The 15,571-nt window shown below is 66.7% G+C and carries 5 protein-coding genes; 4 read left to right on the top strand and 1 reads right to left on the bottom strand.

The genetic code is table 11. The annotated features are described in order from the left end of the window. The first annotated feature begins 80 nt into the window (after positions 1–80). The 4 genes from GTP69_RS21395 (at position 81) to GTP69_RS21410 (ending at position 14,531) form a co-directional block, all read left to right on the top strand. Positions 81–9,791, top strand: a complete 9,711-nt coding sequence (locus tag GTP69_RS21395; RefSeq protein ID WP_161056749.1) for an SPM autocatalytic domain-containing protein — start codon at positions 81–83, stop codon at positions 9,789–9,791. A 187-nt stretch (positions 9,792–9,978) separates the two neighbouring features. After that, positions 9,979–13,185, top strand: a complete 3,207-nt coding sequence (locus tag GTP69_RS21400) for an O-linked N-acetylglucosamine transferase family protein (RefSeq protein WP_161056750.1) — start codon at positions 9,979–9,981, stop codon at positions 13,183–13,185. Between the two features lie 21 nt (positions 13,186–13,206). Then, entirely contained in the window at positions 13,207–14,103 is an 897-nt protein-coding gene (locus GTP69_RS21405; RefSeq protein WP_161056751.1) for a glycosyltransferase family 2 protein, read from the top strand. Continuing rightward, on the top strand, positions 14,100–14,531 hold the full coding sequence (locus GTP69_RS21410) for a sugar 3,4-ketoisomerase (protein WP_161056752.1): 432 nt from the start codon (positions 14,100–14,102) through the stop codon (positions 14,529–14,531). The genes GTP69_RS21405 and GTP69_RS21410 overlap by 4 nt, the downstream gene beginning before the upstream one ends. Here GTP69_RS21410 and GTP69_RS21415 read toward each other — a convergent pair. Beyond that, positions 14,528–15,412, bottom strand: coding sequence for a WxcM-like domain-containing protein (locus GTP69_RS21415; protein WP_202424516.1), 885 nt, complete (start codon positions 15,410–15,412; stop codon positions 14,528–14,530). The genes GTP69_RS21410 and GTP69_RS21415 overlap by 4 nt on opposite strands. Between the last annotated feature and the right edge of the window lie 159 nt (positions 15,413–15,571).

Raw genomic sequence — 15,571 nt, forward strand, 5'->3', positions numbered from 1 at the left:
ATTGACGCCTAATACGGTCTTTTTTCCCGGTTTGAACCATATTGACGGTAAGATATATTTCCCGTGGGAGATTATCAGACATGTCATTCAACTTATCCGACCTTACTACCGACCAACTCAAGGCACTGCAATCGGCACAGATTGCTTCGCTGACGACGGCCGAAGCCGCGACGCTCAGCACCTTGCAGATGACGTTGCTCAGCACGGCCCAGCTCAGCTGGCTCGGCACCGCGCAGCTGCGCGCGCTGACGACGGCCACCTTGCATGCCATGGGTACGCAACAGTTGAATAGTCTGTCGACGCGACAAGTGTCCGCCCTCACCACGGCGCAGTTTGCCACGCTGAGCGACGACCAGCTGAGCGCCGGTCTCAGCACCGTCCAGTTCAGTACGCTCACCACGGCGCAGCTGGCCAGCTTGAACCAGGCCCAGGTGGCGTTGATCGAAACCCAGGACCTGGCCGCGCTGAAGACCGCGCAACTGGTCGCGCTCAGCACCGCCCAGCTGCGCGCGCTCGGCAGCGACCAGCTGCAAGCGCTCACCACGGCGCAGACGGCATCGCTGAAGACCCAGCAGATCGTCGCGCTGGCCAGCAACCAGGTCGCCAGCCTGACCACCCGCGAGATGGCCGCACTGACCACGCTGCAACTGAATGCGCTGGACGCGGTCCAGCTGAGCGCCCTCGGCGACAGCCAGCTGGCCGCGCTCAGCACGGCGCAGGCCGCCGGCCTGTCGACCTCGCAGATCGGCCGCCTCGGCACCGAACAGCTGGCCGCCCTGGGCAGCAGCGGCCTGGCCGCGCTGAAAACCCAGCAGATCGCCGCCCTGACCACCACCCAGTTCGCCGCCCTCAGCACCGACCAGATCGTCGCGCTGACCACCGCGCAAATCCAGTCGCTGACCACGCAGCAACTGAGCCTGTTGTCGAGCACGCAGCTGGGCGCGCTGAGTTCGCAAGACCTGGCCGCACTGAAGACCCAGCAACTGGCCGCGCTCGGTACCGGCATCACCGCCATGCTGGGCACCAGCCAGATCGCCGCGCTGAGCACCGCGCAGATCGCCGCCCTGCCGACCGCGCAACTGCGCGCCTTCAGCACCGACCAGATCGTGGCGCTGCGCAGCGCGCAAGTGGCCGCCCTGACCACGCAACAAGTGCAGGCGCTGAGCACCACCCAGCTGGCCGCGCTGGAAACCGTCGACCTGGCAGCAATGGGCACGGCGCAAGTCAACGCCTTCGGCACGGCCCAGGTCAGCGCGCTGACCGCCGCCCAGATTGCGGCCCTGCGCACGGTCCAGGCCAATGCGCTCAGCTCGCAACAACTGGCCGTGCTGTCGACCGAGCAGTTGGGCGCGCTGGAAACGGCCGACCTGGCCGCGCTGCGCACCAGCCAGCTCGGCGGCCTCAGCACCGAACAGATCGCCGCCCTGCGCACCGACCAGATCGCCGCGCTGGCGACCCTGCAAATCGCCGCGCTCAGCACCCGCCAACTGGCGGCGCTGGACGACGCCCAGATCGTCAGCCTGACCACGGCGCAAGCCGCCGCCCTGACTTCGGTGCAAATCGCCGCACTGAGCACCGCCCAGCTGGCCGCGCTGGAAACCCGCGACCTGGCCGCCTTTAAAAACGCCCAGGTCGCCGCACTGACCAGCACCCAGCTGGGTGCGCTCGACGCCGGCCATTTCGGCAGCTTTAGTTCGCTGCAAATCTCCGCCCTGACCACGCAGCAGGTGTCCACGCTGGGCAGCGCGCAATTGGTGTCGCTGCAATCGGCGGCGCTGGCCGGCCTGCAAACGCGGCAAGCCGTGGCGCTGTCCATCGACAACATCCAGGCCCTGGGCACCGGCCAGATCGCCGCCCTCAGCACCGCGGTCGTCAACGCCTTCACCACCGCCCAGATCGCGGCAATGTCGACCGACCAGATTGTTGCGCTGAGCACGCTGCAAAGCATGGCGCTGGCCACCCGCCAGATCGCCGCGCTGACCGACGACCAGCTGAACGCGCTGCAAACCCAGGACCTGGCCGCCTTCAAGACCCAGCAGATCGCCGCCCTCGGCACCAACCAGATCGCCGCGCTGGACAGCGTGCACCTGATCGCCCTCGGTTCGCAGCAAGTGGCGGCACTGGGCACGACCCAGGTGGCAGCGCTCGGCAGCGACCAGGTGGCCGTGCTGGAAACCCGCGACCTCGCCGCGCTCAGCTCGCGCCAGGCAGCCGCGCTGAGCAACGACGCCGTGGCGGCGCTGACCACCACCCAGGTGTCGGCCCTGACCTCGACCGTGCTGAACGGCCTGACCACCGCCCAGTTCGGCGCGCTGGGCACCGACCAGATCGTCGCGCTGACCACGCAGCAAGCCACGCAACTGGCCACGCGCCAGATCGCCGCGCTGTCCAGCGAACAGCTGGTGGCGCTGGAAACCCGCGACTTCGCCGCCCTCAAGACGGTGCAGATCGCCGCCCTGACGCCCGACCAGATCAGCAAGCTGACGCTGGACCAGATCGTCGCGCTGACCACCGCCCAGGCCAACGCGCTGAGCGGCGTGCAGCTGAACGCCCTCACCACCGCCCAGCTGGCCGCGATGGAAACCCAGGACTTTGCCGCACTGCGCACCAGCCAGCTGCTGGGCCTGGGCACCAACAGCATCGCCATCCTGTCGCCGAACCAGGTGGCGGCGCTGAAGACCGAACAAGTCAGCCAGCTGACCTCGGACCAGATCCGCGTGCTCAGCAGCGTCCAGATCGGCGCCCTGACCACGCAACAAATGGGCGCCCTCAGCCCGCTGCAGATCAGCTACCTGCTGGCCAGCCAGCTGGCCGTGCTGACCAATGCCGACTGGGCCGCGCTGAAGAGCCAGCAGCTCAACGCCCTCAGCACCGAACAACTGGCTGCCGTCACCACCAGCCAGATCGTCGCGCTGACCACCGCGCAAGCCAGCCAGATCGCCGCCAGCCAGCTGAACGCGCTGTCGTCCACCCAGCTGAACGCGCTGGAAACGCAGGACCTGAACGCCCTCACCTCGGCCCAGATCGCCGCGCTCAGCACCGCCACCGTGGTGGCGCTGGACCTGCCCCACATGGCCGCCCTCAACAGCCGCCAGATCGCCGCGCTGACCACCGCGCAAGTGCTGGCACTGGGCACCGACCGCATCAGCGCCCTCAGCACCCTGCAGGCCAGCAGCCTGGGCACCGCGCAAATCGGCGTCCTCAGCAACGACCAGTTACAGGCGCTCGACGCCAATGTGCTGGCGGCGCTGAAAACGCAGCAGATCGCCGCCCTGTCGACCGACCAGATCACCGTACTGAGCAGCGACCAGATCATCGCCCTGACCACGGCCCAGGTGAGCAGCCTGAGCACGCGCCAGCTGGCGGCCCTCAGCGCCAGCCAGCTGAACGACCTGGAAACCCGCGACCTGGCCGCCCTGCGCACGGCGCAGATCGCCAGCCTCGGCAGCGACAGTCTCAACGCCCTCAGCACCACGCAGGTGCGGGCGCTGACCACCACCCAATTGCTGGCCCTGGGCAGCAATCAGCTGCAACAGCTGGCGACCGAACAGATCGCCGCGCTGAGCAGCGCGCAAGTGCTGAACCTCGGCACCGCCCAGATCGGCCTGCTGAGCAGCGACCAGTTGAGCGCGCTCGGCAACACCATGCTGGCGCAGCTGAAAACCCAGCAGATCGCCGCGCTGAAAACCCAGCAGATCGCCCAGCTGGATAACGCGCAACTGATCGCCCTGACCACGCTGCAAGTCAGCCACCTGACCAGTCAGCAACTCGCCGCCCTCGGCAGCGACCAGTTGAACGCGCTGGAAACCCAGGACCTGGCCGCCCTGCGCACCGCCCAGATCGCCGTCCTCAGCACTACGCAAATCGCTGGTCTCAACCCGAGCCAGGCGGCCGCGCTGACCACGCTGCAAACCAGCAGCCTGAGCACTGCGCAACTGCAGGCGTTCAGCGCCGCCCAGTTGCTCGGCTTCTCCAGCGCCGACATCGCCGCGCTGCGCACCGTTCAGGTGGCGTCGCTCAGCACCGACCAGCTGGACGCCCTGTCGAGCGACCAGCTGCGCGCGCTGACCACGGCGCAACTGAGCGCGCTGACCAGCAGCCAGTTCGGCGCACTGGGCAGCGACCAGATCGGCGTATTGACCACGCTCCAGGCCAGCGGCCTGAGCACGGCGCAGCTGCAATCGCTGAGCGCCGCGCAACTGGCGGCGCTGTCCACCGCCGATCTCGCCGCGCTGCGCACCGTCCAGCTCGCCGCCCTGTCCAGCAGCCAGATTGCGCTGCTGGACCTGACCCAGATCGTTGCGCTCAGCACGCTGCAAGTGTCCAGCCTGAGCACGCAACAATTGAGCGCGCTCGGCACCGACCAGGTGCGCGCCATGGAAACCCGTGACGTCGCCGCGCTGCGCACCGCGCAAGTCGTGATCCTCACCGGCGACCAGTTGCAGGCCCTCGGCAGCGACCAGGTGCAGGCGCTGACTGCGGCCCAGCTGGCTGCGCTGAGCACCACGCAACTGCAAACGCTGCTGACCGAGCAGATCGCCGCGCTGACCACCCGCCAGGTTTCGGCGCTGGTCACCGCCCAGATCGTCAACCTGACCAACGGCCAGCTGGCCGCGCTCAGCACCGATGAAATGGCGGCGCTGCGGACCGCCCAGGTCAACGCGCTGCTCACGGCACAGATCCAGCAGCTCAGCACCGATCAGGTCGCCGCACTGACCAGCAGCCAGGTGGCCGCCTTGTCGACCGCCCAGCTGTCGACGCTGAGCGAACAACAGATTGGCGCCTTCAGCGCCGCCGATTTCGCCGCGCTGAGTGCCGCCCAGCTGGCGGCGCTGGGCACGCTGATCAAGCTCACCACCGACCAGATCCAGTCGCTCACGCCGGTGCAGATCGCCGGCCTCAGCACCGCCCAGGTCGCCGCCCTGACCACCGACCAGGTCGTCGCCCTGACCACCCGCCAGATCGGTTCGCTCAGCACCGCCGCCGTGGCCGTGCTCGGCAGCGACCAGGTGCGCGCGCTGGAAACCGATGACCTGGCCGCGATGAAAGCCACGCAGATTGTGGCGTTCGGCACCGACCAGCTGATGCAGCTGAGCACGCTACAAGTCCAGGCGCTGAACTCGGCCCAGGTCAGCGGCATGTCGACCCAGCAGATCGCCGTCTTCAGCAGCGACCAGATGCATGCCCTCAGCAGCGCCGACATCGCCGCCCTGCGCACCGCCCAGATCAGCATCCTCACCAGCGACCAGTTGCAGGCGCTGGGCGACGAGCAGGTGCAGGCCCTGAGCGTGGTCCAGATGAACTCGCTCAGCAGCGCGCAGGTGCAGACGCTGCGGCCCGACCAGATCGTCGCCCTGAGCACCGCGCAATTCGCCGTGCTCGGCACCCGGCAACTGGCCGCGCTCACCTCGGACCAGCTGAGCGTGATCGAAGCGGAAGATTTTGTCGCGCTGCGTCCGGCACAGATCGCCAGCTTCAGCACCGACCAGATCCAGGCGCTGACGCCGGACCATATCGCCATCCTCACCACCGCGCAAACCCAGGCGCTGACCACCAGCCAGCTGCAGGCGTTGACCAATTACCAACTGGTGGCGCTGAACAGCGACGACCTGGCCGCGCTGAAAGCCGCGCAGATCGCCGCCCTCAGCACCGACCAGTTGAACATCATGCGCGACATCCAGCTGCAAGCGCTGGGTCTGACGCAACTGGCCGCGCTCAGCAGCGCCCAGCTGCAATCGCTGGGCAGCGACCAGATCATCGCCCTGACCACGCAGCAATTCGGCCTGCTCAGCACGGCGCAGGTCGCGCTGCTGACCACCGCCCAGCTGGAAGCCATCGAACTGGTCGACCTGGCCGCGCTGAAGACCGCGCAAGTATTGGCCCTGGGCAGCGACCAGTTGCAAGCGCTCAGCGTGGACCGCGTGGCCGCCTTGACCACGCAACAAATCCAGGCGCTGGCCAGCGCCCAGTTGAACGTGCTGAGCAGCGACCAGCTGCAAGCACTGAGCACCGACGCCGTGCTGGCCCTGCGCAGCGCCCAGATCGCCGCGCTCAGCACCCGCCTGCTGGAAGCGTTGACCACCGACCAGTGGCAGCACCTGGGCACCGACCAGCTCGCTGCGCTGAGCACCGTGCAGTTTGGCGCCATCACCAGCGGACAAATCGTCGCCCTGACCAGCGCGCAGACGGCGGCCCTGGCCACGGCCCAGATCGCCTCGCTGAGCAGCGACCAGCTGGACGCACTGGAAACCGGCGACTTTGCCGTGCTGAACAGCGCCCAGATCGCCGCCATCACCACCGCCAACATCGCCGCGCTGACCACCGACCTGGTGAGTGCACTGGGCACCGCGCAGGTGAGCAGCCTGGGCACCGACCAGATCGCCGCACTGAGCAGCGACAACATCGCCGCCCTCAGCAGCACCCAGGTCGTGACGCTGAGCGCAGCGCAGATCGGCGCCCTGCGCACCGACCAGATCAGCGCGCTGAGCACCGATGACTTCGTCGCCCTGCGCAGCAACCAGCTGACCGCGCTCAACACGGCGCAGTTTGCCGCGCTGACCAGCAGCCAGCTGAACGCGCTGTCGACCGCCGCCTTCACCGGCCTGACCACCGCCATGATCGGCGCGCTGACCAGCGGCCAGTTCGCCCACCTGAGCACCGCGCAAGTGGCGGCGCTGACCTCGACGCAGGCGACCGCGCTGAGCGCCGGCCAGCTGGGGGCATTGGATACCGACCAGTTCAGCGTGCTGGCCACCAGCGCCATCCGCAACCTGCAATCCGACCAGATCGGCGTGCTGTCCAGCGACCAGATCGTCGCCTTCACCACGCTGCAAATCCGTGCGCTGACCAGCACCCAGCTGGCCGGCCTGCAAAGCGGCCAGATCGCCGCGCTGGAAACCGTGGACCTGGCGGCGCTAAGCACCGCCCAGTTCAACCTGCTGCACAGCGACCAGCTGCAAGCGCTGCAGACCGCGCAGCTGGTGACATTGTCGACCGCGCAGATCAGCAGCATGTCCACCGACCAGATCAGCACCGGCCTGAGCACCGCCCAGATCGTCGCGCTGACCACCGCGCAAGCGGCGTCGCTGGCCACCCGCCAGGTCGCCGCGCTGACCACCGCGCAGGTGGCGGCGCTGGAAACCGAAGACTTGGCCGTGTTCAGCACACGCCAGATGGTCGCCCTCACCAGCGACCAGATCAGCGCACTGAACAGCGACCAGCTGAACGGCCTGACCACGGCCGAACTGGCGGCGCTGACCACCGCCCAGCTGGCCGCCGGCCTGACCACCGCGCAGTTGACCGCGCTGGACGCCGCCCACATCAGCGCCTTCGGCACCAGCCAGCTCAGCTACGGCCTCGGCACCGACGCCATCGCCGCCTTGACCACCGACCAGATCGGCGCGCTGCGCACCGCGCAAACCGCCAGCCTGGCCACGGTGCAGATCGCCGCCCTGACCAGCAGCCAGATCGTTGCACTGAGCACCGACCAGACCGCCACGCTGAGCACGCAACAAGTGGCGGCGCTGAGCTCCGACCAGCTGGCCGCGCTGGAAATCGTCGACCTGAACGCACTCACCACGCGCCAGCTGAACGCCCTCAGCACCGCGCAAGTGTCGACGCTGGGCACGCTGCAACTGAACGCACTGAGCACCGCGCAATTCGCCGCGCTGAGCACCGTCCAGCTGGCGTACGGCCTCGGCACCGAACAGCTGGTGGCGCTCGATAGCGACCACATCAGTGCCCTGACCACCACCCAGCTGGCCTACGGCCTGACGCTGGACGGCCTGGCGGCGCTGACCAGCGACCAGATCCAGGCGCTGCGTACCGCGCAGATCGCCGCGCTGACCACGCAGCAAGCCAGCTCGCTCAGCAGCGACCAGATCGTTGCGCTGACCACCGAGCAGATCGCCGGCCTGTCGACCGCCCAGTTGCCGGCCTTGAGTTCCGACCAGTTGGCCGTGTTCAGTACCGAACAGATCGCCGCGCTGGAAACCCAGGACGTGGCGGCCTTGAGCGCCAGCCAGTTCATCGGCCTGTCCAGCAGCCAGACCATGGCGCTGACCACCGGCCAGGTGCGCGCGTTGAAAACCGCGCAAGTGGCGGCCATTGATGGCGCCCAGATCGGCGTCTTCAGCAGCGATCAGCTGCAAGCGCTGAGCACCCAGCAAGCCGCCGCGCTCAGCGTGAACGCCGTCACTGCGCTGTCGACCGCCCAACTGGGCGTGCTGACCACGGCCGATGTTGCCGCACTGGGCACCTTGCAGATCGCCAGCCTGGCGGTCAGCCAGCTGGGCGGGCTCAATACCGACCAGGTGCAGGCGCTGACCAGCGTGCAACTGGGCGCCCTCACCGTCGACCAGTTCGTCGCCTTCAGCACCGGCCAGATCACCGCGCTGCGCACCACCCAGGTCGGCTACCTCAGCACCACCCAGGTGGCCGCGCTGTCGACGCCGCAAGTGCAGGCGCTCAGCACCGACCAGATCGCCTCGATCAAGCTCAGCCAGGTCACCGCGCTGACGATCGACCAGGTCGCCGTGCTGGGTTCCGACCAGTTGCGCGCGCTGACCACGGCGCAGATCCAGGCCCTGACCACCAACCAGCTGTTCGCGCTGGCCAGTGAGCAGGCGGCGGCGCTAAGCACCACCCAGATGGCGGCGCTGAAGAATTCGCAGATCGCCGCGCTGGATGCGACCCAGCTGTACGGCTTCAGCACCGACCAGTTGGCGGCCTGGAGCACCAGCCAGCTGGGTTCCTTGACCGCGACCCAGATCGGCTACCTGTCCAGCGAGCAGATCGCCGGCCTGAGCAACACGCAGATCACGGGCCTCAAGACCAGCCAGCTAGTGGCTTTCAGCACCAACCAGATCCGCGCGCTGGCGGCAGCACAAATGCCGGCGCTGAGCACCACGCAGTTGGGCGTGCTGAGCGTGGCGCAGGCGAATGCCCTGACCGCGACCCAGATCGCCTCGATGTCGATCGCCCAGACCATGGCGCTGAACTCGTCGTCGGTCAACTACGCCACGCCGCTGATCCTCGACCTGGACGGCAACGGCGTGCAGACCCGCAGCATCACGGCCGGCGTGCAATTTGATATCCGCGGCGACGGCCAGAAAGTCAGCACCGGCTGGGTCGACGCCCACGACGGCCTGCTGGCCCTGGACCGCAACGGCGACGGCGTGATCAACGATGGCAGCGAACTGTTCGGCAGCGGCACCACACTGGCCGACGGCAGCAAAGCCAAGGATGGCTACGCCGCCCTGGCCGCGCTCGACAGCAACGGCGACGGCCAGATCACGGCCGCCGACAGTGCTTACGGCGCGCTGCGGGTGTGGGTCGACGGCAATGGCGACGGCATCAGTCAGGCCGACGAGCTGAAGACCCTGGCGCAGTTGGGCATTGCCAGCATCAGCACCAAAGCGAACAGCGCGCTGACGCAGCAGAACGGCAACGTGATCGGCCTGACGTCGAGCTACACCAGCACCGACGGCAGCGTGCACCAAAGCGCCGACGCCTGGTTCTTGGCCGACAAAGCAACGTCCACTGCCTCGCTGCAACAGCAAGTGAGCGGCTTGACCAATGCCATGGCCAGCTACGCGTCCGCCCCTGCGGCGCCAGCGCAACAACTGACGTTGCCACCGTCGGCCACGACGGCAGCAGCGACAGCGACGCCATTGGCCGCGGCACTGGACCACTACCGCGCCAAGCACAGCCTGCAAGGCGCCGCCACCGGCCCGACCAAGCCCGCGTTTGAAGAGCAGGCCAGCCAATGGTTCGCCATCCCTAAACGCTAACCCACTCCGGGGTCAGGTCCGGCACTTGGACACGAGCACAAGCGTAGCTAAGCTTACGGTTGAGCTCCTGTCTGAATGCCGGACCTGACCCCGGATTTACAGTCTTGCTCCAGAGCCAAAAGTTGCCCCTCGCCCAGCGACAAAAAGGTATGATAGGGCTCGGACTGATTCCACTTTATGCTCTGCTATGACCTCTCAAGCATCTGCCGCACCCACTTCTACCGATAACAGCCCGCTGGCCTCCGTCATGGCCATGGCCGTCAAGGGCCAGCTGTCCATTACCGACCTGTTCGGCGCCGCCGCCGTGCTGCAAGACAGCGGCCAGGTGCCCGCCGCCATCGGCCTGTACCGCGCCTGGATCGAGCACACGCCTTCGCCGCTGATCTACGCCGCCTGCTTCAATCTGGCCGTGGTGTTGTCGAACAGCGGCGACGATGCCGGCGCAGAAACGGTGCTGCGCAAGGCCATCGCCCAGAACCCGCATTTCGTCGAAGCCCGCCTCAATCTCGGCACGCTGCTGGAACGCATCGGCCGGCCGGTCGAGGCGCTGGCCATGTGGCAGTCGGTCCTGACCGATCCGATCGAGCCGGACATCAAGTCCAACCGCACGCTGTATGTGCAAACCCTGAACAACCTCGGCCGTCTGCTGGAAATCCAGAAGCGCTACCCGGAAGCCGAAGCCATGCTGGCCACCAGCCTGCGCGTCGATCCGCAACAGGCCAATGTGATGACCCACTGGGTCCACCTGCGCCAGAAGCAGTGCGAGTGGCCGGTCTACAGCGGCCTGGAAAACGTCTCGGTCGCCACCATGATGGAAGGCACTTCGGCGCTGGCCATGCTCAGCGCCTCGGCCGATCCGGCCCACCAGTTGGCCGCCGCCAAGCGCTTCGTCAACGAGAAGATCAACGCCGCCGTGGCGCCGCTCACCGGCCAGCACGGCTATAACCACCAGCGCCTGCGCATCGGCTATCTGTCGTCGGACTTCTGCTCGCACGCGGTGTCGATCCTGACCGCCGAGCTGTACGAGCTGCACGACCGCAGCAAGTTCGAGGTCTACGCCTTCAGCTGGAGCCGCGAAGACGGTTCGCCGATCCGCGCGCGCGTGGTCAAGGCCATGGACCACTACATCCGCATCGACAAGATGACCGATGAGCAGGCCGCCCGCACCATCCGCGCCCACGAGATCGATATCCTGGTCGACCTGCACGGCCTGACGCTGGGCGCGCGGCCGCAGATCATCGCCTACCGCCCGGCCCCGGTGCAGCTGACCTACCTCGGCTTCCCCGGCAGCACCGGCCTGCCCGGCATCGACTACGTGATCTCCGACGAGTTCCTGATCACCAAGGAGATGGAGCCGTTCTTCACCGAGAAGCCGCTGCACCTGCCGGACTGCTTCCAGATCAACGACCGCCAGCGCGCCATCGCGCCGACGCCGACCCGCGCCTCGGTCAACCTGCCGGAAGACGCGTTTGTGTTCTGCTCGTTCAACAACAATTTCAAGTTCACGCCGGACCTGTTCAGCGTCTGGATGAACATCCTGCGCCGCGTGCCGAATTCGGTGCTGTGGCTGGTGGCCGACCATCCGGAAGTGCGCGAAAACCTGTACCGCCACACCGAAGAAGCCGGCATCGACCGCAACCGCATCATCTTCAACGGCCGCGCGGTGCCGGCCGAGTACCTGGCGCGCTACCAGCTGGCCGATCTGTTCCTCGATACCTTCCCGTTCAACGCCGGCACCACCGCCAGCGACGCCCTGTGGGCCGGCCTGCCGCTGCTGACCTGCGCCGGCCAGACCTTCGCCTCGCGCATGGCCGGCAGCCTGTTGCGCGCGGTCGACCTGCCGCAGCTGATCACCTACAACTTTGCCGACTACGAAGAGAAAGCTGTCGAGCTGGCCAGCCATCCGCAGCGCATCGCCTCGATGAAGCGCCAGCTGCACGCCAACCGCCTGAACTCGGCGCTGTTCGACAGCCCGCGCTTCGTCCGCAATATGGAAGCGGCGCTGCAAAAAGTCGCCAAGCCGGCCGCGCCGCGCCTGGCCGCGCCGGACCATGCGGTGCGGCCGCAGGAACCGTCGGAGCAGGCGGCGCCGGTGCGCATCGACCAGATCCCGATCGTGACCGTGTCGTACAACACGCCGGACCTGATCGACGGCCTGCTTCGTACGCTGCGCCAGTTCTACACCAACCGCGTGTACGTGATCGACGGCTCCAATCCGGACGTGGCGGAAACCATCCGCGCCGTCACGGCCGGCTATGACAATGTCGAATTCGTCCCGTTCGGCTACAACATCCACCACGGCCCCGGCATGGCGTGGGCGATCAACCACCTCGGCCTGTCGGGCGAGGTGCTGTTCCTCGATTCCGACGTCGAGATCTTGAAAGCCGGCTTCCTCGAATCGATGCACGCCGAGTTGCGTCCCGGCATGTACGGCGTCGGCTGCGTGCTGACGGTCGACCTGCTGGGCAACGACCGCCCGGATGACGGCAGCGTGCCGTATCTGTACCCGGCCTGCATGCTGACCAATATCGACGTGGTGCGCCAGTGGCCGCTGCCGATCAAGCACGGCGCGCCGATGATCCCGACCATGCTGGCGCTGCACGCGGCCGATGCCAGCCACCTGGTGGCCAACATCCCGTGGGTCAACGAAGACTTCGCCAAACAGCCGAAACGCCATTACCTCAAGCACGACTGGCAAGGCACGGTGATCCGCACCGGCGGCTACCATTACGACCTGCCGAGCGCCACCACCGCCATCAACACCGATTTGCTGCACTTCATGCCGCCGCAGGCGCGCAAGATCGTTGAAGTCGGCTGCCGCGATGGCGCCTTCGCCAAGGCCTACAAGCAGCGCAATGCGATCTGCAACTACACCGGCATCGAAGCCGACCCGGCGCTGGCGCAGGCCGCCCGCCCGCACTGCGATTTCGTCTTCAACAACGACCTGGAACACGCCGGCCCGGACTTCTGGGACCACGTACGCCACGCCGATACCTGGGTGTTCGACGAAACGCTGGAGCAGATGGACGATCCGTGGCGCATGCTGCGCAAGATCCGCACCAATATCGCCCCCGGCGGCAAGCTGGTGCTCACCATCCGCAACTTCCAGCACTGGAGCCTGCAGGCGCGCCTGAACGCCGGTGACCTCCGCTACGGTGCCGACGGCCTGGAAATGAAGCGCAAGCGCCTGTTCACCCGCGGCGCCGCGCTGGAGATGCTGCAGGCGGCCGGCTTCCAGATCAGTGGCGGCAGCGCCCGCATTCTGCAGGAACCGGCGCGCGAAAAATACCTGCCGGCGATCCGCCTGATGGCCGGCGCCAGCGGCATCGATCCCGTGGTCGCGGTCGAGGATGCACTGCCGTGGCAGTACCTCGTCATCGCGGTCGCCGCCTAACCCCGTCAGGAGCTTGACAGCATGAGTCTTCCCTTAGTCAGCATCGTCATCCCGTCCTACAAGCCGGCGCATTTTGAAACCTGCCTGCGCTCGGCGCTGGGCCAGAGCTATCCGAATATCGAGATCCTGGTCAGCGACAACTGCCCGACCGAAGCCATCCGCGACATCTGCGCAAAGTACGCGCCGCACGTGATCTACCAGCGCAACGTCGCGATCCGCGAACAGAACGTGCTGTCGTCGCTGTTCGGCGCCAAGGGCGAATTCATCAAGCCGCTGTTCGACGACGACGTGCTGCACCCGTTCTGCATCGAGCGCATGGTGGCGGCGATGCAGATGGACCCGGAAGTGCAGCTGGTGTTTTCCGCCTCGCAGGTGATCAATGTGCAGAACCAGGGCACCGAGACCCGCCGCCCCTATCAGGCCTCGGGCAGCCTGCCGGCGCACGGCATGATGCGCAGCATGGTGCTGAGCATGGGCAACTTCATCGGCGAATTCAGCACCATCATGTTCCGCCGCTCGCGCCTGTGGGAAGTCGGCACCCGGCTGTTCACCTTCCACCGCCACGACTGCTCGCTGGGACTGGCCGACATCGCCGCCTACTTCAACCTGGCCGAGGGTGGCAAGGTGTTCTATGTGGACGAGGAACTGTCGTATTTCCGGCATGATATCCAGCTCGACTCGAACAGCAATCCGAGCAGTAATCCCAACTTTGGCTACTGCTTCTCCGACTATGTCGACCTGCTGATCGAGTGCGCCGACCTCGGCATCGTCACGCAACAGGAACTGGCTTCCATGCAGCTTCAGGTCGACGCCGCCGCGCTGCGCTTCAACGCGGTGTTCCCGATGTTCGCCCGTTCGCAGCAGCGCTACCACGGCGTGCTGGCCGAGCTCACCCCGGCCGCCGAGGTAGCGCCATGATGGACCAATGCCGCATCATCGATCTGCCGCCGCGCCATGACCAGCGCGGCAACCTGTCCGTGGTCGAGGGCGGCATCCATATTCCGTTCGATATCCGCCGCGTGTACTACCTGTACGACGTGCCGGGCGGCTCGGCGCGCGCCGGCCACGGCCACATCGAGCTGCAGCAGCTGTTCATCGCCATGTCCGGCAGCTTCGACGTGATTGTCGATGACGGCTACGAGCGCAAGAAGTTCCAGCTGAACCGCTCCTACTACGGCCTGTACGTGCCCGGCATGATGTGGCGTGAGGTCGAGAACTTCTCGTCCGGCGCCGTGTGCCTGGTGATGGCCTCGACGCTGTACGATCCAAAAGACTACTATCACGACTACGACGAGTTCGTCATTGCGGCCCACGCGCATGCGCCCACGGGCCACAAGCCACGCTAGCCTGGTTGCTGCAGTTTCGACTGCGCCAGCACGGCGTTGAATTCGCGGTAGTCGCGGATGTAATCGCTGGCCTCGTAGAATTCCGAGGCAAACACCAGCAGCACCGCATCGGCCGAGTATTTGTATTGCACGCCCCAGGTCAGCGGCGGCAGGTAAATCCCCATATCGGCCGATTCCAGCAGCACTTCGCAACGGGTCTCGCCGTCATCCACCATCACCGCGCAACTGCCCTTCACGCACACCAGGAACTGGTGGCAGCGGTGATGCGCATGCTCGCCGCGCGTCTTGTCGCTCGGCACATTCATAACCAGGAAATAACGCTTCGGCTGGAACGGGATATCGTTGAGGAACTCGCCGACCGACAGGTCGCCGCGCGGGTCGTTGAGGTATTTGAAGCGGTGCAGCGTGACGCCGCCCACGCCCAGCACCACCGTCGACGGCGTGGCCGGGAAGCGCGCCTGGCGGTACCAGCCGGCGTTGTCGTCCGGCGTCAGTTTTTCCACGTAGCCGGTGATGCGCGCCGGCGTGCCGGACACGATCGCATAGGCCGGCACGTTCTGCGCCACGGTGGCGCCCGGTTCGACGCGCGCGCCGGTGCCGATATTCACGCCGGCCAGCAAGGTGGCGCCAGCGCCGACCTCGCAGCGGTCTTCCAGCACGATGCCGCAGTCGCCGCCGCCCACTGCCGGCGCCAGCGTTACCCCGGGACCGACAATCACACCGGCGCCGACCTGCGCGCCCGGCCACAGCTGGGTCATGCCATGCACCACGCTGTCGTCGCCGACGCTGGCGCCCAGGTAGACCTTCACATAGTCGCCCAAGCGCGCGGTGGCGCTGACGCGCGCACCGGCTTGCACAATGGCTGTCTCTGCTAACTGCATAACTTCTCTCCGTCTGGTGTGCTGGAACATCGGCAAGCTATCCTGCCGTGCAAGTTTCACAGTATCACAGCAGGCCGCTGTCCGCCACTTGCCGGCCCAGGCGAGGCTTGCACTATTGTGTCCTGCGCGTAAATCGGCCATCATGCTTGGCATAACTAA

The organism is Duganella levis (assembly GCF_009857605.1).
Lineage (GTDB): Bacteria > Pseudomonadota > Gammaproteobacteria > Burkholderiales > Burkholderiaceae_D > Rugamonas > Rugamonas levis.

Bases quoted from the DNA above. Each gene is read 5' to 3' on its own strand.
- GTP69_RS21395 (WP_161056749.1), top strand. From the start codon at position 81: ATGTCATTCAACTTATCCGACCTTACTACCGACCAACTCAAGGCACTG.
- GTP69_RS21400 (WP_161056750.1), top strand. From the start codon at position 9,979: ATGACCTCTCAAGCATCTGCCGCACCCACTTCTACCGATAACAGCCCG.
- GTP69_RS21405 (WP_161056751.1), top strand. From the start codon at position 13,207: ATGAGTCTTCCCTTAGTCAGCATCGTCATCCCGTCCTACAAGCCGGCG.
- GTP69_RS21410 (WP_161056752.1), top strand. From the start codon at position 14,100: ATGATGGACCAATGCCGCATCATCGATCTGCCGCCGCGCCATGACCAG.
- GTP69_RS21415 (WP_202424516.1), bottom strand. From the start codon at position 15,412: ATGCAGTTAGCAGAGACAGCCATTGTGCAAGCCGGTGCGCGCGTCAGC.